The sequence below is a fragment of the Kitasatospora sp. NPDC056273 genome (genome assembly GCF_042268845.1).
Taxonomy (GTDB): Bacteria; Actinomycetota; Actinomycetes; order Streptomycetales; family Streptomycetaceae; genus Kitasatospora.
In genome coordinates this window covers 97,150-116,158 of sequence record NZ_JBHJSJ010000005.1, presented here as the reverse complement: position 1 = coordinate 116,158, position 19,009 = coordinate 97,150, and the positions used below count along the sequence as shown (strand labels likewise).

16 protein-coding genes are annotated in these 19,009 nt (G+C 74.4%); 7 read left to right on the top strand and 9 right to left on the bottom strand.

Translation table 11 applies throughout. The features are described 5' to 3' along the window. Window positions 1-23 precede the first annotated feature (23 nt). Complete coding sequence (locus ACFCY1_RS06455) at window positions 24-1,547, bottom strand: PLP-dependent aminotransferase family protein (RefSeq protein ID WP_375873750.1); 1,524 nt, start codon at window positions 1,545-1,547, stop codon at window positions 24-26. Window positions 1,548-1,576: 29 nt separating this feature from the next. Here ACFCY1_RS06455 and ACFCY1_RS06450 point away from each other — a divergent pair, with 29 nt between their 5' ends. Next, the gene (locus ACFCY1_RS06450; RefSeq protein ID WP_375873749.1) at window positions 1,577-2,455 is read left to right on the top strand and encodes a methyltransferase domain-containing protein; all 879 of its coding nucleotides are present in this window, start codon (window positions 1,577-1,579) and stop codon (window positions 2,453-2,455) included. Between the two features lie 114 nt (window positions 2,456-2,569). Here ACFCY1_RS06450 and ACFCY1_RS06445 read toward each other — a convergent pair whose 3' ends face one another. Continuing rightward, window positions 2,570-3,067, bottom strand: coding sequence for a MarR family winged helix-turn-helix transcriptional regulator (locus ACFCY1_RS06445; protein WP_375873748.1), 498 nt, complete (start codon window positions 3,065-3,067; stop codon window positions 2,570-2,572). A gap of 111 nt (window positions 3,068-3,178) precedes the next feature. Between ACFCY1_RS06445 and ACFCY1_RS06440 the strand changes: the two genes are divergently transcribed. From ACFCY1_RS06440 to ACFCY1_RS06430, 3 genes are all read left to right on the top strand, one after another. Beyond that, complete coding sequence (locus ACFCY1_RS06440; RefSeq protein ID WP_375873747.1) at window positions 3,179-4,102, top strand: EamA family transporter; 924 nt, start codon at window positions 3,179-3,181, stop codon at window positions 4,100-4,102. Window positions 4,103-4,157: 55 nt separating this feature from the next. Continuing rightward, window positions 4,158-4,799 (top strand): NAD(P)-dependent oxidoreductase, encoded by a 642-nt coding sequence (locus tag ACFCY1_RS06435; protein WP_375873746.1) that lies wholly within the window; start codon window positions 4,158-4,160, stop codon window positions 4,797-4,799. A gap of 130 nt (window positions 4,800-4,929) precedes the next feature. Further along, a complete protein-coding gene (locus ACFCY1_RS06430) occupies window positions 4,930-6,549 on the top strand; it encodes an alpha/beta hydrolase (RefSeq protein WP_375873745.1) in 1,620 nt (539 codons plus the stop codon). A gap of 13 nt (window positions 6,550-6,562) precedes the next feature. Here ACFCY1_RS06430 and ACFCY1_RS06425 read toward each other — a convergent pair whose 3' ends face one another. Both ACFCY1_RS06425 and ACFCY1_RS06420 read right to left on the bottom strand, forming a co-directional pair. Then, window positions 6,563-6,871, bottom strand: a complete 309-nt coding sequence (locus ACFCY1_RS06425; RefSeq protein ID WP_375873744.1) for a hypothetical protein — start codon at window positions 6,869-6,871, stop codon at window positions 6,563-6,565. An 18-nt stretch (window positions 6,872-6,889) separates the two neighbouring features. Continuing rightward, complete coding sequence (locus ACFCY1_RS06420) at window positions 6,890-7,300, bottom strand: hypothetical protein (protein ID WP_143204668.1); 411 nt, start codon at window positions 7,298-7,300, stop codon at window positions 6,890-6,892. Window positions 7,301-7,847: 547 nt separating this feature from the next. Between ACFCY1_RS06420 and ACFCY1_RS06415 the strand changes: the two genes are divergently transcribed. Beyond that, window positions 7,848-9,251 (top strand): lytic transglycosylase domain-containing protein, encoded by a 1,404-nt coding sequence (locus ACFCY1_RS06415; RefSeq protein WP_117492968.1) that lies wholly within the window; start codon window positions 7,848-7,850, stop codon window positions 9,249-9,251. Window positions 9,252-9,492: 241 nt separating this feature from the next. Here the strand turns inward: ACFCY1_RS06415 and ACFCY1_RS06410 are convergent, their stop codons facing one another. Further along, window positions 9,493-10,080: a TerD family protein gene (locus tag ACFCY1_RS06410; protein ID WP_049656177.1), complete on the bottom strand. Its 588-nt coding sequence runs from the start codon at window positions 10,078-10,080 to the stop codon at window positions 9,493-9,495. A gap of 395 nt (window positions 10,081-10,475) precedes the next feature. Between ACFCY1_RS06410 and ACFCY1_RS06405 the strand changes: the two genes are divergently transcribed. Further along, on the top strand, window positions 10,476-12,719 hold the full coding sequence (locus ACFCY1_RS06405; protein ID WP_375873743.1) for a hypothetical protein: 2,244 nt from the start codon (window positions 10,476-10,478) through the stop codon (window positions 12,717-12,719). On the opposite strand, the gene ACFCY1_RS06400 is transcribed toward ACFCY1_RS06405, so the two are convergent. Together ACFCY1_RS06400 and ACFCY1_RS06395 are read right to left on the bottom strand one after the other, a co-directional pair. Continuing rightward, window positions 12,716-13,816, bottom strand: coding sequence for a hypothetical protein (locus ACFCY1_RS06400; RefSeq protein WP_375873742.1), 1,101 nt, complete (start codon window positions 13,814-13,816; stop codon window positions 12,716-12,718). The two genes, ACFCY1_RS06405 and ACFCY1_RS06400, sit on opposite strands and share 4 nt — an antisense overlap. Before the next feature lie 95 nt (window positions 13,817-13,911). Further along, entirely contained in the window at window positions 13,912-14,631 is a 720-nt protein-coding gene (locus ACFCY1_RS06395; protein WP_375873741.1) for a class I SAM-dependent methyltransferase, read from the bottom strand. A gap of 302 nt (window positions 14,632-14,933) precedes the next feature. On the opposite strand from ACFCY1_RS06395, the gene ACFCY1_RS06390 reads away from it, so the two are divergent. Further along, the gene (locus ACFCY1_RS06390; RefSeq protein ID WP_375873740.1) at window positions 14,934-17,288 is read left to right on the top strand and encodes a glycosyl hydrolase family 18 protein; all 2,355 of its coding nucleotides are present in this window, start codon (window positions 14,934-14,936) and stop codon (window positions 17,286-17,288) included. A gap of 101 nt (window positions 17,289-17,389) precedes the next feature. Here the strand turns inward: ACFCY1_RS06390 and yidD are convergent, their stop codons facing one another. Both yidD and ACFCY1_RS06380 read right to left on the bottom strand, forming a co-directional pair. Further along, complete coding sequence (gene yidD / locus ACFCY1_RS06385) at window positions 17,390-17,947, bottom strand: membrane protein insertion efficiency factor YidD (protein ID WP_259317003.1); 558 nt, start codon at window positions 17,945-17,947, stop codon at window positions 17,390-17,392. Window positions 17,948-18,095: 148 nt separating this feature from the next. Then, window positions 18,096-18,863, bottom strand: a complete 768-nt coding sequence (locus tag ACFCY1_RS06380) for a DUF4239 domain-containing protein (RefSeq protein WP_049660896.1) — start codon at window positions 18,861-18,863, stop codon at window positions 18,096-18,098. Window positions 18,864-19,009 lie beyond the last annotated feature (146 nt).

Sequence of the window (19,009 nt, the reverse complement as noted above, 5' to 3'; positions counted from 1 at the left end):
CCGTATTCATCCGATAATCCGACTCAATCTCCGCGAGGTGACGCCTCTCCGCGGACCAGCCGGCCCAGGACGGCCACGCCCTCGGCGATCTCGGACACCGAGCCCGCCGCGTAGCCGAGGACCAGGCCGGGCGGGTGCGGCAGCCGGGCGTGCCAGGACAGCGGCTGCACCTTGACCCCCTCGGCCAGGGCGGCGGCGGCCAACCCCGTATCGGTACGGCCGCATCCCTCCGGGAGCGTCAGCATCAGGTGGAGGCCGGCCGCCGCGCCGTGCACCGTGGCCCCCGGCAGGTGGGTGCGGATGGCGTCGATCATCGCATCCCGGCGGCGGCGGTGGCGGCGGCGCAGCAGCCGCAGGTGCCGGTCGAGGTCGCCGGACTCCATCAGCCGGGCGAGGACCAGCTGGGGCAGCACCGGGTTCCCGAGGTCGGCGAACCGCTTGGCCTCCAGGACGGCGTCCCGCAGCCGGTCCGGGACCAGCAGCCAGCCGGTGCGCAGCGCGGGGGCGAGCAGCTTGGAGACGCTGCCCGCGTAGCAGACCCGATCCGGCAGGACCGCCCGCAGGGCCGGGACGGGCGGACGGTCGTAGCGGTGCTCGGCGTCGTAGTCGTCCTCGATGACCAGGCCGCCCTCCGCCGCCCAGCGCAGCAGTTCGCGGCGCCGTTCGCCGCCGAGCACGACACCGGTCGGGAACTGGTGGGCCGGGGTGAGCAGGACGGCCGGGGCGCCGGTGGCGCGCAGCGCGTCGACCCGGACGCCCTCGGCGTCGACCGGGACGGGCGGGGTGGCGGCGAGCCAGTGGGCGAGGTGCTGCCGGACGCCGACCGAGCCCGGGTCCTCCACCGCGACCTCGTCGATACCCGCCCGCCCGAGCGCGCGGCCGAGCAGGGCGAGCGCCTGGGCCGTACCGGCGACGATCAGCACCTCGTCGGGGTCGGCGCGGATGCCCCGGTTGCGGGCCAGCCAGTGGGCGACGGCCCGGCGCAGGGCCGGGGTGCCGCGCACATCGCCGTAGCCGAGGTCGGACGCGGCGAGGCCGTCGAGGACGGCCCGTTCGGCGCGCAGCCAGGCGGCGCGGGGGAAGGCCGCGAGGTCGGGCACGCCGGGGGTGAGGTCGATCCTGGCGGGGGCGCCGCGCAGCCGCTCGAAGACCTCGGGGTCGGGGTCGTCCCGGAACAGCGCGGGCGCCTGGCGGGGCGGCCGCGCCGCGGGCACCTCCCCCGGTACGACGACGGCCGTGTCCGGTACGGCGGTGGCCGCGACCACGACCGTGCCGCCCCGCCCGCGGCCGGCGACCTGCCCCTCCTCGGCGAGGCGCCGGTAGGCGTCGGTCACCACCCCGCGGGAGACGCCGAGTTCGGCCGCCAGCACCCGGCCGGCGGGCAGCCGGGCCCCGACCGGGAGCCGCCCGTCGGCGACGGCCTCGCGCAGCCGGCGGGCGAGCCAGTCGGTGAGGCCGCCGGGCGGGGCCTCGGCGGTGTCGAGCTGGAGGAAGTCGGCGCCGGCCTCTTTGGACTGGTCGGATGCCTCGGCTTTGGACCTGTTCACCGGACCATAGTGGCGGCGAGGGTGGGGCCATGACCACGGAAACGACGGCGCCCGCGAACGCGGCGGCGCCGGAGCACGGGCTCGACCACGGCCCCGACCACGGCCCCGACTACGTCCACGGCTACTCGGAGACCGAGGCCCGGCGCCTCGGCGACCAGGCCGACACCCTCGCCGAACTGCTGCACGCGGGCACGGCCTACCCCGCGGGCAGCCGGGTGCTGGAGGCCGGCTGCGGGGTGGGGGCGCAGACCGTGCACCTGCTGGCCGCCAGCCCTGGCGTGCGGCTGACGGCGGCCGACCTCTCGGCGGACTCGCTGGCCCAGGCCCGCTCCCGGGTGGCCGCGCAGGCACCCGCCGCGGACGTCACCTGGCACCACGGCGACCTCCACCGACTGCCGTTCCCGGACGGCTCCTTCGACCACGTCTTCCTCTGCTTCGTGCTGGAGCACCTGGCCGACCCCGCCGCCGGGCTGGCGGCGCTGCGCCGGGTGCTGCGGCCGGGCGGGACGATCACCGTGATCGAGGGCGACCACGGCTCGGCACTCTTCCACCCGGAGACCCCGGCGGCCCGCCGCACTGTCGACCACCTGGTCCGGCTGCAGGCCCGGGCGGGCGGCGACGGCCTGCTCGGCCGCCGCCTCCACCCGCTGCTGACGGAGGCCGGGTTCGCGCGGGTGACGGTCCGCCCGCGCACGGTCTACGCCGACGACGCCCGGCCCGCCCTGGTGGAGGGCTTCACCCGCCGGACCTTCGTCGCGATGGTCGAGGCCGTCCGGGCGGAGGCGCTGGAAGCCGGACTGAGCACCCCGGAGGCCTTCGACCGGGGCATCGCGGAGCTGCGCCGCGCGGCCGAGCCGGGCGGGACGTTCCACTACACCTTCTTCAAGGCGGTGGCGGTCCGGCCGTAGCGCGGGCCCGCCGGGACCTGCTCCTGCCGGAGCGGGCCCCGCGGGCGGGGTCGTGGACGGGGGTCACGATCGCGCCCGCGGGGCCCGCCTGGGAGCCAAACCCCGACCGGGGCACTACTCCGGGCTGTCCCCGAGGTCCGCCAGCAGGGTGCGCATCACCTCGACGAGCGCCGTCCGCTGCGCCTCGTCGAGGCCCGCCAGCATGCGGTACTCGGTGGCGAGGTGGTCGGGCAGCGCGCGGTCGATCAGGTCCCGGCCCTCGGGGGTGAGGGCGACCTCGCGGCTGCGGCCGTCCTGGTCGCTGCGGGCGCGGGTGACCAGTCCGCGGGCCTCCAGCCGGTCCAGCCGCTGGGTGATGGCGCCGGAGGTGACCATCGCGGACCGCATCAGGCCGGTGGGGGTGAGGCGGTAGGGCGGGCCGCTGCGCCTGAGGGTGGCGAGGACGTCGAAGGAGGCGGCGTCCAGCCCGTGCTCGGCGAAGGTGCGGTTGAGCGCCGTGTCCACCAGCCGGTAGAGGCGTTTGAGTCGGCCGAACACCTCCATCGGGGAGACGTCCAGGTCGGGGCGCTCGGTGCCCCATTGCGCGACGACGCGGTCCACATGATCTGCCACGGGTTCAGGGTAGGCGATCCCGACCACATTCCTTAGCGCTGAGGTAACTGTGAGCCACGTCACTCGCTCGATGCGGTGAAGAATGCCTTAGCGCTGAGATACATTGCCTTAGTGCTAAGAAATCGCCTCGCCCTCGTCCTGGTGACGGCCCTCGCCCCGGCGGTCTGGGGCACGACCTACCTGGTCACCACCGAACTCCTGCCGCCCGGGCGCCCGCTGCTCGCCGCCGTCATCCGCTGCCTGCCCGCCGGACTCCTCCTGATCGCCCTCACCCGCCGTCTGCCGCAGGGCAGTTGGTGGTGGCGCTCGCTGATCCTCGGCGCGCTGAACATCGGGGTGTTCCAGGCGCTGCTGTTCATCGCCGCCTACCGTCTGCCCGGTGGCATCGCCGCCACCGTCGGCGCCGTCCAACCCCTGGTCACCGCCGGGCTCTCGGCCCTGGTCCTCGGCGACCGGCTCACCCTGCGCACCGTGCTGGCCGGGATCGCGGGCGTCGCCGGCGTCAGCCTGCTGGTGCTGCGGGCCGACGCCGAGCCGGACGCGGTCGGGGTGGCCGCCGCGCTCGGCGGTGCCGTGGTGATGGCCGCCGGCATCGTCCTCTCCAAGCGCTGGGCCTCCCCCGCGCCGATGCTCGCCACCACCGGCTGGCAGCTCACCGCCGGCGGACTGCTGCTGGTGCCGGTCACGCTCCTCACCGAGGGCGCCCCACCGTCCCACTACAGCCTTGCCAACGTGCTCGGCTACACCTACCTCTGCCTGATCGGCGCGGCCGTCACCTACGTGCTCTGGTTCCGCGGGCTCCGCGCGCTGCCGCCGACCTCGGTCTCCTTCCTCGCCCTGCTCAGCCCAGTGGTCGCCACCCTGCTCGGCTGGCTGGCGCTCGGCCAGGACCTCAGCCCGCTCCAGGCGCTCGGCGCCCTGGTCGTGCTCGGCTCGCTGCTCGCCGCCCAGGTCCAACGGCCGCGCACCGCACCGGAGTCCGCACCCTCAGCCGGGCCGACGGCCGCCCCGCGGCCCGTCCGCGAGAACGTCTGACCCCGCCCCACCCCACCCTTCCCACCCCTTTCCCACCACCTCCAGGGAGTACCCCATGCGCATCACCGTGTTCGGCGCCACCGGCAACGTCGGCCGCCGGGTCGTGGCCGAGGCCCTGTCCCGCGGCCACCACACCACCGCCGTCGTACGGGACCCGGCGAAGCCGCACGACCTGCCGTCCGCCGTCACCCTGGTCGTCGGCGACGCCCGGGCGCCCGAGGACGTCGCCCGGATCGCGGCCGGACAGGACGTGGTGGTCACCGCCACCCGCCCGGTGCCCGGCAGCGAGCACGAGCTGGCCATCGCCACCAAGGGCCTGCTGGCCGGGATCGCCGGCACCGGCGTGCGGCTGCTGGCCGTCGGCGGCGCGGGCAGCCTGCTCGTCCCGGGCGGCGGCGGGACCACCCTGGTCGAAAGCCCCGGCTTCCCCGACGCGATCCGGCCCATCGCCCTGGCCTGCGGCGAGCAGCTCGACCTCTACCGCGCCGCCGGCCCGGACACCGACTGGACGTACCTGAGCCCGGCCGCGCTGCTGGAGCCCGGCGTGCGCACCGGCCGGTTCCGGACCGGCCGCGACGAGCTGCTGGTCGACGCCGACGGCACCTCGGCGATCTCCATGGAGGACCTCGCCGTCGCACTCCTCGACGAGACCGAGCGGCCCGCCCACCACCGGTCCCGCTTCACCGCCGCCTACTGACCACCTGCCCATCCACCTGACCACCCGAGGCCCTGGCACCCCCGCCCCGGCGGGGGTGTACTCAGCACCACCCCGAAGACGGCAGTGGGGGTGATCGATCGTCAGGCCGGGGCCGGACATGATCGTTCCTGTGACCAAGACCGTGACCAAGACCCCGGCCCAGAACCAGAACCAGACCCGGAGCAAGGCCGGGAGTCGGCCCGCCGAGACCGCCCCGCGGCGCGCCCGGCGCAGCCGCCGTGCCGTGCTGGCCGTCGCCGCCGCCGTGCTGGCCGGCCTGGCGGCGCCCGCCACCGCGGGGGCCGCCACCGGCCGCGACCCGGGCGACGCCGACCCGGCGCCCGCCCGGTACACCCACCAGAGCCTGAACTGGCAGCCCTGCGCCCAGCAGCCCGCGCTGGACTGCGCCGCCATGACCGCCCCGCGCGACTGGCACCACCCCGGCGTCGGGGCCGACCTGACCATCGCCGTCTCCCGGCACCGCGCCACCGACCCGGCCAAGCGCAAGGGCACCCTGCTGATGGCGGCCGGCGGGCCCGGCGGCTCCGGCCTGCTGCGCCCGGCCGGGCTGGCCGGCGCCGCCCCGGCGCTCGGCGCCGCGTACGACGTCGTCGGCTTCGACCAGCGCGGGGTCGGCGAGAGCACCAAGGCGGTCTGCCAGACCCCGGAGGAGTTCCAGGAGTTCCTGGCCGGCGACTACCGCGACCAGTCCCCGGCAGCCATCGACCGGGTCATCGCCAACTCGAAGAAGCTGGTCGCCGGTTGCCAGGAGCGCAGCGGGGACCTCCTCCCCTACCTGACCACCGAGCAGACGGCCCACGACATCGACCTGTTCCGCGGCCTGCTCGGCGAGCGCAGGCTCAGCTACTACGGCCCGTCCTACGCCTCCATGATCGGCGCCTACTACGGGACACTCTTCCCGCACCGGGTCGAACGGATGGTGCTGGACAGCAACATCGGCTTCGACGGCACCTGGGAGACGTTCGAGCTGGGCCAGCCGATGAGCTTCCAGCGCCGCTTCGACGAGGACTTCGTGCCCTGGCTCGCGGCCCGGGACGCCACCTACCACTGGGGCGCCACGCCGGAGCAGGTGCGGGCGCACTGGGAGCAGCGGCGGGCCGCGCTGCACGACTCCCCCATCGTCGAGGGCCCGGTGACGATCGGCCCGAACCAGCTGGACAGCCTCACCATGTCGGCGATCTACCGGGCGGCCAACTTCCCCGACCTGGCCGGGATCCTGGCCACCGTCGACAACTGGCAGGGCGCCGCTCCGGCGACCAGGGCGGCGGCCGCGAAGGCCTTCAACAGCTACCTCAGCCCGGAGTTCCTCGCCGAGTACTTCGCGGTGACCTGCAACGACACCCCGTGGACCAGGGACCTGGGCAGCTGGATCGAGCGCGGCGCCGAGAACACCGCCCGCTGGCCGCTGGCCGGGGCCCGGACGCTCGCCTTCAGCGCGGTCTGCGCCGCCTGGCCGGTCGCCCCGGCGCCCAAGGTCACGGTGACGGGCGCCCACCTGCCGACCACGCTGATGCTCAACTCGGTGCACGATCCGGCGACCTACTACGAGGCGGCGCTCGGCGCCCACCGCGCGCTGCGCGGCTCCAGGCTGGTCACCGTCGCCGGGAGCGGCGACCACGGCCAGTACCCCACGTCCAACACCTGCGTCAGCGCAGTGGTCGAGCGCTACCTGCTGGACGGCACCGCACCGGGGCGCGACCTCACCTGCCCCTCCCCGCAGGCCGGTTGAGACCGGCCGCCGGTCAGTTCCGGGGCCGCGCCCGCAGTCTGCCCCGGAGCCAGGCGAAGCCGACGGCCAGCCCGGCGAACCCTCCGACGGCGAGCTTGATCCCGGCCTTGGCGACGATCCAGCCGACCCACGGGACGCCCCACCCCAGCCAGTGGAACACGGCCAGCAGGACCGCGGCGCCGAACAGCGCCGCGAGCAGGGTGACCACGACGGCGGCGGCCCGTGAGAGCTCCCGCGGGCCGTCGGCGTGCTCCCTCGCGGCCGTGCCGTCCGGGTCGGCGGTCGGGTCCTTCGTCATCTCGTTCGTACCCCCCTCGGTCATGAGGGCGATGATACGGCGTCAGCGGTAGGCGTGGTGGGTGTCCCCGACGTGCTCGCCGGTCTCGTCGTCGGGGAAGCTGACGGCCATGGTGACGCGGTACTCGTGGACGTCCTCGCGGTGTCCCGGCACCCGCGCCCAGGCCAGCGAGTGCACCTCGGCCTCGGGAGCCTGCCGGCACCAGGCGGCGGCCTCCTCCAGGACGCCGGCGGGGGACCGCCCGGTGCACACCACGGCGGTGTACGCGGCGACCGCGACGTCCCCACCGGAGCGGCGGGTGCGCGACACCGCCCGGACGGCCGCGGCGGCCTGGGTCAGGTCACGGGCCAGGTCGTCCACCACCCGAGGGGGAGCCGGCAGGACGACCGTCCCCTCGGCGAGGGTCTCCGGCAGGTTCGGGCTCACGGTCTGGACCTCCATCCGCATCATCACGCGGCACAGCATGCCGGGCAGTCATTCCTGGCATGCCCATTTTCACCAGAACGTCACCCGTCCAGGGCCGAGTCGGGGTCGCGCCCTGGCGTCCCGACGTCCTTCCTGGTAGTGGCGCCACCGACGCCCTCCGACGTTCCAGCAGGTCAGCAGGGGCGGCAGCGGGCGGCGCCGGGGGGCCCGAAACGCCGCGGACGCACCACCCCCGTGCCCCGAACCGCCGGTCCGGCGCCCGGGAGCGCCCGTCCCACCGGTGTTGGCCTCACAGTCAACTCTCCGTACCGGAAGGGGAGTTGCCGCCGGGTCGCGGTCGGGAGGCGGTAGGCGGCGCAGGCGGCCGGACGGCACGGTGCCCGGCCGCACCCCCGCTGAGGTGCCGAGTTAACCCCTCGGAGGGCTCCGGTCCGCCTCCCGGTCACCCTGTCCCTGTCAGATCGTCGTGATACTAATCGTGGCGGCGGCGGGCCCGGTCCTCGGCTGGACGGGCACGATGACGACAGCTCAACCGTTCCGGAAGGGTCCGGACGGCAACGGGGAGGGGTAGCGGATGACGGTGCGGATCGGCAAGGCCAAGGACGGGCGGAAGGTCCGGATAGGCAAGCGGGTCACGGGGACGGCGGCGGCCTTCGCCGCGCTGGCCGCGCTGACCGGCTCTCAGGTGACGGGCATCGGGCTCGCCCCGGCCGCGGTCGCCGACGCCGGTCCGGCGAACGGCGCCGCCGATCAGGGCGCCGGCCGCTACCTGCCCGGCGGCGGCCCCTCGACGGACCTCCCCGGCACCTTCGGCACCGGCGTGCCGGCCGACGGCGGCGGCACCGTCCAGCTCCCGCAGCCTCCCGGCACCCTGCCCGGCCTGCCCTCGGCCGGCCCGTTCGCGGCCACCGGCCCCGCGCTGCCCGCCACCGTGCTCGCCGCCTACCGGCAGGCCGAGGCCTCGCTGGCGCAGCGCTCGCCGGGCTGCCACCTGCCCTGGCAGCTGCTCGCCGCGATCGGCCAGGTCGAGTCCGGCCAGGCCAACGGCGGCCAGGTGGACGCCGCCGGCACGACGCTGACGCCGATCCTCGGCCCGGCCCTGGACGGCAACGGCTTCGCCGCGATACCCGACAGCGACGGCGGCCGCTACGACGGCGACGCCCGCTGGGACCGCGCCGTCGGGCCGATGCAGTTCATCCCCTCCACCTGGGCCTCCTGGGGCGTGGACGCCAACGGCGACGGCAAGGCCGACCCGAACAACATCTTCGACGCCGCCGAGAGCGCCGGCCGCTACCTGTGCGCGGGCGGACGCGACCTCGCCGACCCGGCGCAGCTCGACCGGGCGATACTCAGCTACAACAACTCCGGCGAGTACCTGCGGACGGTGCGCAACTGGATGGCGCACTACGGCAGCGGCACGGTGACCACCGTCCCGAACCGTCCGGGCTCCCCGGTGCCGCCCGCCCCGCTGCCCTCGCCGTACCTCCCGGGCCTGCCCACCGGCGGTTCGGGCACGGGCACCGGCGGCACGCCCACCACGGAGCCGCAGCCGCCCGCACCGGTCACGCCGACGCCGGACCAGTCGCCGAGCCCCCAGCCGACGACGACCCCGAGCGCCACCGCCACGCCCACGCCCGGCGGTTCGACCTCGCCGTCGGCGACGCCGACGACCACCCCGAGCGGCGGCGCCTCCCCGACGGCGACGCCGACCGGCACGCCCACCACGACTCCGACCGGTACGCCCACGGGTACCCCGACCGGTACGCCCACCAGCTGCCCGGACCCGACGGCCACCCCCACCGGCACGCCCACCCCGACGGGCTCCCCGTCCCCGGCCGCCACGCCCACCGGCACCCCGACGGCGACGCCCCTCCCGGGCTGCCCCACCCCCACCCCGACCGCGACGGACACCCCGAGCGGCGCGCCCAGCACCACTCCCAGCGCCGCCTTCTCGCCGTCGGCCGCCCCGACGAAGTGAGCAAAGGGGCGCGGTTCCTCCTGAGGAACCGCGCCCCGCTCAACCGGCGCTGCCGGTCACTGCCTCACGGCCGCGCCGTTGTCCGCCCCGACCACCCGGAAGCGCCGGGCGACGGCCAGCGTTCGCCGAACCACGGCCCGCCCCGATCAACGGATTCCTCCCCGCGCGCAACGGCCCCGGCCGGGCTCCGGCGCCGCGACGTCCACTGACGCCCGCGGCGCCGGGCACCCGCCCCGGCCGCTCAGAGGTGCTTGACCAGCTCCGGCATCAGGTCCTGGAAGGTCCGCCCGCTGGCGGGCTGGCCGATCGCGGTCATCTGCCAACCCGTGGCCGTGCGCTGCACCTTGGCCATGACCTGGGCGGTGTACGGGCCGCCGGCGGTGAGCGTGTAGCGGGCCAGCTCGACGCCGGTGGTCTCGTCCACCAGCCGGCAGAAGGCCGCCTCGACCTCCTGGAAGGTCTGCCCGGTGAAGGAGTTGACGGTGAAGACGATCTGGTCGACCTCCGCGGAGACGGCGGTCAGGTCGACCGTGATCGACTCGTCGTCGGTCGCGTCGCCCGCGCCGCCGACCAGGTTGTCCCCGCTGTGCCGGACCGAGCCGTCGTTGCTGTTGAGGTGCTGGAAGAACACCACGTCCACCGGACGCCCCTGGGCGAACAGCACCGCCGAGGCGTCCAGGTCGATCTCCCGGCCGGCGGCGAGCAGCTTGGCGAAGAAGCCCTTGCGCTCCGCCGCCTTCCAGCCGAGGCCCATCCGGACCAGGCTCAGTTGTCCACCGCCCGGCTTCTCCAGGCTGATCTTCTGTCCCTTGGCCAGCGAAACGCTCATCGCGTCCTCCTCGTTCTGCCACCGCCCGTGCCGCGAATCTACAGCACTGTAGAGAATTTATGATCATCGACGGCGCCCTGCGAGCACCCCTACCCCGAACTCCCCCGGACCTCACCCCGACAACGGTCCGCACACTGAGGGAACCGGCGGTCAGACGTCTGGCGTAGCCGTGGACCGCGACCGGACGACCGGGGCGGCGCACGGTCTAGGGTCGGCCCCGGGACCGCCGCCGGCAACCACGGCGCGCCGTCCGCGCACCGATCGCCGTACGCCACGACCCACCGTGCTCACCACTCGCAGTGCCCACGATCCACCGTGCTCACCACTCGCAGTGCTCACGACCGTTCCCGGGCCAGGCCGACCCGCGCCGGCCCGCTCACGCTGGGGGGACCACCATGCCCGAGCAGCACGAAGGAACCGAACAGCACACCACCCCGGAACGCCCGGGGGGATCCCGCCTCGGCCGCCGCAGACTGCTCCGGGCCGGCCTCGGCGCCGGCGGCGCGCTGGCCACCGTCCGGCTGCTGAACGGCGGCGCCGCCTGGGCCGCCGGGCCGCCGCCCGCACCGGCCGCGGCCGAGGACTACGGAAACTCGGAGTACCAGGGCCAGTGGCCCACCTCCCACCTGGCCGCCGCCCCCGGGACCGCCGCGCAGACCTGGCCGGACTGGGCCCGCTACGCCCGCATCGCCGACGGCACCTTCAACGAGCCCGCCGACATGCAGAGCGCCGTGGACGCCCTCAAGGCGCAGGAGGTCAGCGTCATCGAGCTGGACACCCTGCTCTCCGACTGGCTCACCGACGCCCAGTTCGCCGCGCACATGGCCGAGGTGAAGCAGTTCACCGGCCTGGCCCACGCCGCCGGCCTCAAGGTCGTCATGTACTACCCGTCGCTGGAGCTGATCTCCCCGGGCGGTGAGAAGGGCCGCTCCTTCTACAAGAACGACCAGGGCAAGAACTGGGTCCAGCGCGACCTCGCCGGCAAGCCCAACGTGTTCTACGGCAGCGTGGTGGTCTGGGTCGACCCAGGCGACGAGAGCGTCTGGCTCAGCCCCAACTCGCCCTGGCGGGACTACTACCTCAAGCGGATCAAGGGCGTGGCCGCGACCGGCGTGGACGGCATCTGGCCGGACGTCCCGATCTACTTCGACGGCGTGCAGACCTGGTGCGACGCCTCCACCTGGGGCGCCGCCGCGTTCAAGGCCGACACCGGCCTCGCCCTGCCCACGGCCGCGAACTTCGCCGACCCGGCCTTCCGCCGCTACGTCGAGTGGCGCCACCGCAACCTGCTCCAATTCCAGCTGGACATCGCCGACGCGGGCCGCTCGGTCAACCCCGACCTGGTCACCTTCGTCGAGACCGTGTCGATGGACTACCGCTACGCCACCTCGATCGGCCTGGACGGCGGCTACCTGCGCCAGGCCCCCGGCGCCGTCAGCCAGGTCTGGGAGGTGGACATCCTCGGCAACTACGACGGCATGCGGCACGCCACCGCCTCCGACTGGGTCTGCCTGATCTCCATGTACAAGTACGCCCGCGCCGCCAGCGGCACCAAGCCGGCCTGGGCGTTCTCCTACGGCTGGCAGGCCGACGACGCCTCGCTGGTGATGTCCCAGCTGATCGCGGCCGGCTGCAACCCGTACGAGGTGAAGACCCCGTTCAAGAACGACACCGTGGACGCGGCGATGCGCACCCGGATGTACCGCTTCGTGCGCACCAACCAGACGAAGCTCTACGACCCGGCCTCGATCGCGCAGGTCGGCGTCTACCACTCGGCGCCGTCCCGGGACTACGTGGCCCCGGGCGAGGGCAACGGGATGTACGTCAACGCCAAGGCCCCGGCCGGGATCGCCGACTGGTGGGGCGGCGACGACCCGCAGATGAGCTGCGCCTCGCTCCCCTGGCTCGGCGAGTTCCGGGGAACCGTCAAGGCGCTGGTCTACGCCCACGTCCCGTTCGACACGGTGTCCAGCCCCGGCCTGACCGCCGACGACCTGGCCCGGTTCAAGGTGCTGCTGCTGCCCAACCTCCAGGCGGTCTCGGACACCGAGGCGGCGCTGCTGCGCGGCTTCGTCTCGGCTGGCGGAACCATCGTGATCACCGGACCGGCACCCACCGCGCTGGACGAACTCGGCGGCCAGCGCACCGAGTTCGCGCTCTCCGACGTGCTCGGCCTGCGCAAGGCCGACCCGCTTCCCACCGGCAAGCGGAACTCCTACGGCAGCGGAAGCTGTTGGTACGTCAAGGCACTGCCCGGGCTGAGCTACCTCACCAAGACCGACCAGGCCTCGGCGGACCAGCTGCTCACCGCCGTCCAGCAGGCCGCCCCGCCGGCGGTCACCTTCGCCGGGGACCGCCGGATCTTCCTGGACGCCCGGCGGCTCGGCGCCGACACCGTCGTCCACCTGGTGAACTTCACCAACTTCGGCGACACCCCGGCGGCGTTCCGCAGCGCACCCGCCAACTGCACGCTCTCCTACGCCCTCCCGGCCGGGGCGGGCGTCACCGCCGTCACCGTCGCGAGCCCGGACGGCACCGACCCGGCGCCCAAGGCCGTCCCGTACACCGTCACCGGCGCGACGGTCAGCGTGCCGCTGACCGTCGCCCAGTACTCGGTGGTGACGATCACTGTCGGCTAGCCGTTTCCAGGGGCCTGGATGCGCCAGAGGGCGGCGGGGTTGGCCTCGCCGCCCGGGGCGGACTCGAAGGCGATCCACTGCCCGTCCGGGGACCAGCTCGGCGCGCCGTCGTAGGCGGTGTCGTCGCGGGTCACCCGGACGGGAGTGCCGCCGCCCGCGTCCACCACGAAGACCTGGGCGTTCGGCAGGTCGCCGAGGTTGGAGGAGAAGACCAGGAAGCGGCCGTCCGGGGACCAGCTCGGGTCGGTGTGCTCGCCCGGCGCGTCGGTGACCCGCCGCAGTCCGCCGCCGTCCGCGTCCACCGTCCACAGCGACCAGTCCTCGCGGCCCGCGCTCCGCCGCTGGAAGACGATCCGGTCGCCCTTCGGGGACCAGTTCGGCTGCCGGTTGTCGGATCCGGTGCCCCGGCCGTCCACCAGCAGGACGGGCGCGCCGCCGCTGCGGCGGACCTTCCAGAGCGAGTCCTGCTCGGCCGCGTCGCCGTGCACCGCGGCGTGCTCCGGCTCCCAGCTCTGCTGGAAGACGATCCACTCGCCGTCCGGGGAGAAGCTCGGTTCGCTGTAACCGCTGCCGTCGGCGTGGCTGGTCACCCGCTCGGGGGCGCCGCCCGGCTTCATCAGCCAGACCTCGTCGTGCCCGGACTCCCGGTCGGTGGCGAAGGCGAAGGCGTCGGCGGCGGCGTTCCAGCTGCTGCCGGGGAGGTTGACGGCCGCCTTGTCGGGATCCTCCAACACCGTACGCGGCGCGCCGCCGTCCAGCGGCAGGACGCCGAGGGCGGCGGCGCCCTTGTTGTAGCCCCCGCTGAACTCGGTCAGCAGCACCGAGCGGCCGTCCGGGGCGAAGGCCGGGTTCTGCGCGCTGTGGCCGCCCCCGGCGCGGTAGAGCAGCCGGGCACCGTCGGCGCGGCGCTCGGCCCCACTCGGGAAGGTGCCGCTCGGGGCCGCGCCGGTCGGGGCCGCGCCGGTCGACGACCCGCCGGCCGACGGCGCACCCGTCGGTCCGGGCGCCGGCTCCTCCTCGGAACCGGAGCCCGAGCCGCCGCAGCCGGCCAGGAGCACGACGGCAGCCAAGACCGCCGGGAGCATGCGAGTCCTCATGCCCCACAAGCTAGTTGACGATTCGTCAGTTGTCGTACGCCGCCAGGCGGATCAGGGCGCAGCCGTCCGGCAGGCCCCGCCGGCGCCCCCGCCCGTCATCCGCCGCTCCGCTCCAGCCGCACCAGCGCGTCCACCGCGACCCGGCCGCCCTGGCCGCCCCCGTTCGCCTCGGCGCCCTCGGCGCTCTCGCCACTCCCGGCGCTCTCGGCGCTCTCGGCGCCCGCAGCGCCCGCAGCGCCCTTGTGGCCCGGCTCGCCGCCGACCGTCCGGCGCACCCGCTCGGCCCGGACGGTGCGCAGCCCGCGGTCGGCGAGGTCCGCCAGGACGTCCTCCGGGGTGAAGAGCACGGCCGGGTCCTGCGGGCCGCCGACCCCCTCGGTGAGGTTGCTCAGGTCGTGCCCGATGACCAGCAGGGTGCCGCCGGGGCTGAGCGCGTCGGCGGCGCGGCGCAGCGCGGCCCGGCGCTCCGCGGCGGGGATCTGCAGGTAGGCGACCAGGACGAGGTCGTAGCCGGCGGCGGGGGCCTCGTAGGCGCGGGCGTCGCCGTGGCGCCAGGTGAGCCGGTCGGCGACCTCGTCGGGCAGCTCGGCGGTGAGCCGTTCGGCGCGCTCCAGGGCGACGGCGGAGAAGTCCAGTCCGGTGACCTCCCAGCCCTGGGCGGCCAGCCAGATCGCGTTGCGGCCCTCTCCGGCGGCCAGGTCCAGCGCGTGGCCGGGAGTGCGCCCGGCCAGTTCGCGGACCACCCACCGGTTGGGCGCGGCACCCCACACCAGCTCGCTCGCGGCGTAGCGGTCGTCCCAGTCCTGGCTGTCCATCGCGCGTCCTCCGTTCGACGGGCCTGCTCGTACCGGCCAACCTACCGGGCCGCCGCCGACCCGGCAGGGAACGGTCCAGCGGGCGGACACCCTTGACGGCGAATATTGGTCCAGTCCAATCTGTTCAGTCGTGACGTGCACGGGTCGGCCGCCCGTCGCGTCCGCACTCCGCTCGTCAGCACACCGCTCGTCAGCACGCGTCACCAGCCCGCGCGCCCCCACCGCGCCCGGGCCGGCTCCCCTCGGCCCGTCCCGGGCCACCGCACCGCCGGAACCCCCCACACATCCGGAGGACCCACCGCATGCACGACCGCGTCACGCCCGCACGGCCCGCCCACCCCGCCGGGGAGCGCGCCGACCGCCGGGCCGCCCAGCGCAGAAGAGCCACCGCACTGGCCCTGGCCGCCACGCTGACCACCAGCGGCGCCGCCATCGCCCTCACCTTCGGTTCCGCCTCGGCCGCCCCGGTCAACCTGCTGGCCAACGGCGACTTCGAGACCGGCACCCTGGCCGGCTGGACCTGCTCCAACGGCTCGGTCGTCACCACCCCGGTGCACGGCGGGAGCCGCGCGCTCGCCGGCGCCGCCTCGGCCGGCGACACCGCGCAGTGCCAGCAGACCGTCACCGTCCAGCCGAACACCACGTACACCCTGGCCGGCTGGGTGCAGGGCAGCTACGTCTACCTGGGCGCCACCGGCACCGGCGTCAACTCCTCGGCCTGGACGCCGGGCGCGACCGGCTGGAACCAGCTGAGCACCACCTTCACCACCGGCGCCACCACCACCTCCGTCACGGTCTTCACCCACGGCTGGTACGGCACCGGCACCTACTACGCGGACGACCTCACGCTGACCGGCCCGGCCGGCCCCACCTCGTCCACCAGCCCGACGGCCACCGGCAGCCCGACCGCCACGGCCAGCCCGACGGCCACCGCGAGCCCCACCGCCACCGGCAGCCCCACCGGGAGCCCGACGGCGACCGGCAGCCCCACGGGCACCCCCACGACCACCACCCCGACCCCGACGGCCACCGCGAGCGGCCCGGCCGGGGACGGCAAGGTCACCACCCCGACCGGCTTCGCGGTCACCAGGACCACCTCCAACGCGGTGGTGCTCACCTGGCAGCCGTCCACCCTCACCAGCGGCGACGGCCCGGTCGCCTACAAGGTGTGGTCCAACGGCCAGCTGGTCGCCACCTCGATGGGCACCTCCGTCGCGGTCAGCTCGCTGCTGCCGGGCAGGAGCTACACCTTCAGCGTCCAGGGCTACTCCGGCAGCCACGCCTCCGCCCAGTCCGCGCCGGTGAGCACCACCACCGCGGCCGCCCCCGCCCAGCAGCAGATCCGCTCCGCCTACTTCGACCAGTGGGGCGTCTACGAGAACGCGTACAACGCCAAGAACGTCGACACCAGCGGCGCGGCGGGCAAGCTGGACGTCGTCCACTACGCGTTCGCCAACATCGACCCGACGAAGTTCACCTGCTTCCAGGCGGTGAAGGCCTCCGACTCGGCCAACGAGTCCAACCCGAACGCCGGTGACGGCGCGGGCGACGCCTACGCCGACTACCAGGCCGACTACAGCTCCGCCACCAGCGTGGACGGCAGCAGCGACACCTGGGAGCAGCCGCTCAAGGGCAACTTCAACCAGCTGCGCCAGCTGAAGGCCAAGTACCCGAACCTGCGGTTCACCATCTCGATCGGCGGCTGGACGTACTCCAAGTACTTCTCCGACGCGGCGGCCACCGACTCCTCCCGCAAGGCCTTCGTCTCCTCGTGCGTCGACATGTTCCTCAAGGGGAACCTGCCGACCGGCGTGGCCGGTGACGCCTCCGGCGGCGCGGCCTCGGCGGCGGGCCTCTTCGACGGCGTCGACCTCGACTGGGAGTACCCGGGCTCGGCCGGCGGCCACACCGGCAACCACTACTCCGCGGCCGACAAGCAGAACTACACCCTGCTGCTCAAGGAGTTCCGTACCCAGCTGGACGCCCTCGGCGCCGCCCAGGGCAAGCGCTACCTGCTGACCGCCGCACTGCCCAGCGGCCAGGACAAGGTCGCCCAGCTGGAGACCGACAAGATCGGCGCCTACCTGGACTACGCCGACGTGATGTCCTACGACATGCACGGCGCGTGGGACGCCACCGGCCCGACCAACCACCAGGACCCGCTGCACGACAGCCCGGCCGACCCGACCACGCCGATCACCCCGGGCACCCGCAAGTACAACGTGGACACCACGCTCGCCGCGTACACCACCGGCCTGCCCGAGTACGGCATCCCCGGCGGCTTCCCCGCGAACAAGATCGTGCTGGGCATCCCGTTCTACTGGCGCGGCTGGACCGGCGTCCCGGCCGGCTCCAACTACGGCCTGTACCAGAGCGCGACCGGCCCGACGGCGAAGAAGCCGCTGAGCCAGGAGGCCGGCCTGGCCGCCTGGAAGGAGCTCAACCCGACCGCGGCCCAGACCCACTGGGACCCGGTCACCGAGAGCAGCTGGGTCTACGACGGCACCAACTTCTGGACCGGTGACACCCCGCAGGCCGTCCAGGCGCGCGGGGCCTACGCCAAGGCCAAGGGCCTGGGCGGGCTGTTCGCCTTCTCCCTGGAGAACGACGACGCCTCCGGCACCATGCTCAACTCGATGGACAGCAGCCTTCGCTGACGCTTTGTCAGGAACAACGATGGCCCGCGCGGAGACTCCGCGCGGGCCATCCGCGGTCTTCCCGTCCGGGGCTCGGCCGTCGCGACCCGGCCAGCCGCGGCTCAGCGCGGCGGCACCGGGTCCGCCCCGCCCGCGCCCGGGCGGCAGCGCAGCAGCCGCCCGGCGGTCAGCCGGGCCCCGCGCAGCGCACCGTGCCGGTGCAGCGCCCGCACCGCGTAGGTCGAGCAGGACGGCGTGTACGGGCAGCAGGCCGGACGGCGGGGGCTGACCTCGGCGCGGTAGTAGCGCACCGCGCCGTACAGCACCCCGGCCGCGAACCCGCGCGGGGCGGGGGCGGACGGATCGGCCGCCCGGCGACCGCGCGCCCCGGTGAGGGCGAACCGGACACCGGAGGCCATCATCACCGGGATCAGGGCGATCAGGCAGGGGTCGGCGAACTCGCAGCAGCCGTCGACGCAGCAGTCCGCGCCCTCGTCCCGGGCGCGCTTGCGCCGCTGGGCCTTGGCGTGGTCCTCCTTGCGGTAGCGCTCCCGGTAGTCCTCCCAGGCCCGGCGCTGCTTCTTCCGCCGGAGCCGTTCCGAGGCGGGCAGCCACCACCAGGCGCGCTCCGGGCGGGCCGGCGGGAAGTGGGCGCCGAGATCCGGCGTCGGGTCGGACACTGCTGACGATCTCCTCGTTCTCTCCGCCGGGGGCCGACCCCCGACGATCCGGGCAAGATTATCCGAAGATCATCTGCCCGGATCCGCCCGGCGGCCGGCGGCCCGCAAGCAGCGGCCCGCGACCGGCGAGCAGCGGCCGGAGACCGGCTCAGCCGCCGAGGTTGAGCGAGGGGAAGAGGTCCTCGAACGGCTGGGTGGTCACCGAGACGCTCCGGGAGAAGGGGTTGTCGAAGTCCCAGATCATGAACAGCAGGAAGGCGATCAGCACGCTGAAGCAGAGCGCCAGGGTCAACTCCCTCGGCGTGCGCCGGATCTGGAGCGCGAAGAGCATGCCGACGGTCACCACCGCACCCCCGATCAGGCCGAACCAGACCACCCCGGGCATCGTCGGCCCGGCGTTCTGTCCGCGCGAGTTGCGGGACTCGGACGCCTGGCTGACCCGGTCCATGATCGGCTGGTAGCCCTGCGACTCCAGGTCGGAGGCGGGCGAGCGGGTGGCGATGTCGTTCTGGAGCTTCTGGAGCAGCTGGTCGCCCTTCTCGGTGATGCCACCGGTCTCCTGCATGTAGGACCACTCGGTGTTCACCACGTACGAGACGTAGGTGTCCACGTCGGCCCGGACCTGGTCGCGGAACTCCGCCGGGTAGATCACCGCACGGTCGCTGATCTCGCGCAGCGACTGCGCCTCGCGGAACAGGTCGTCCTGGGCGGCGCCGCGCGCCTCCCAGACACCCGCGATGGCGAGACCGAGGACGATCGCGTAGACCACCCCGATCATCATCGTGATGTACTCGATGACATCCGGGGTCTCGTCGGCACTCTCCTCGATCGGTCGGCGCTGCCTCAGCACCACCACCGCCATCACGACGGCACAGGCCGACGCCATGGCGATGATCAACGCCACCCACTCGGACATGGGAACTCCCTTCTCTGGCTTGGCTTGTGACGGAACGGAAAGCTCAAGGGGGCGGCCCCCGACCGCTTCGGCCCGCTCGGGTTCGGTTCGGTTCGGGACCGCGCGGTAGGGCGGGCCCCCGCCGACCGGGAACCGGTCGGCGGGCC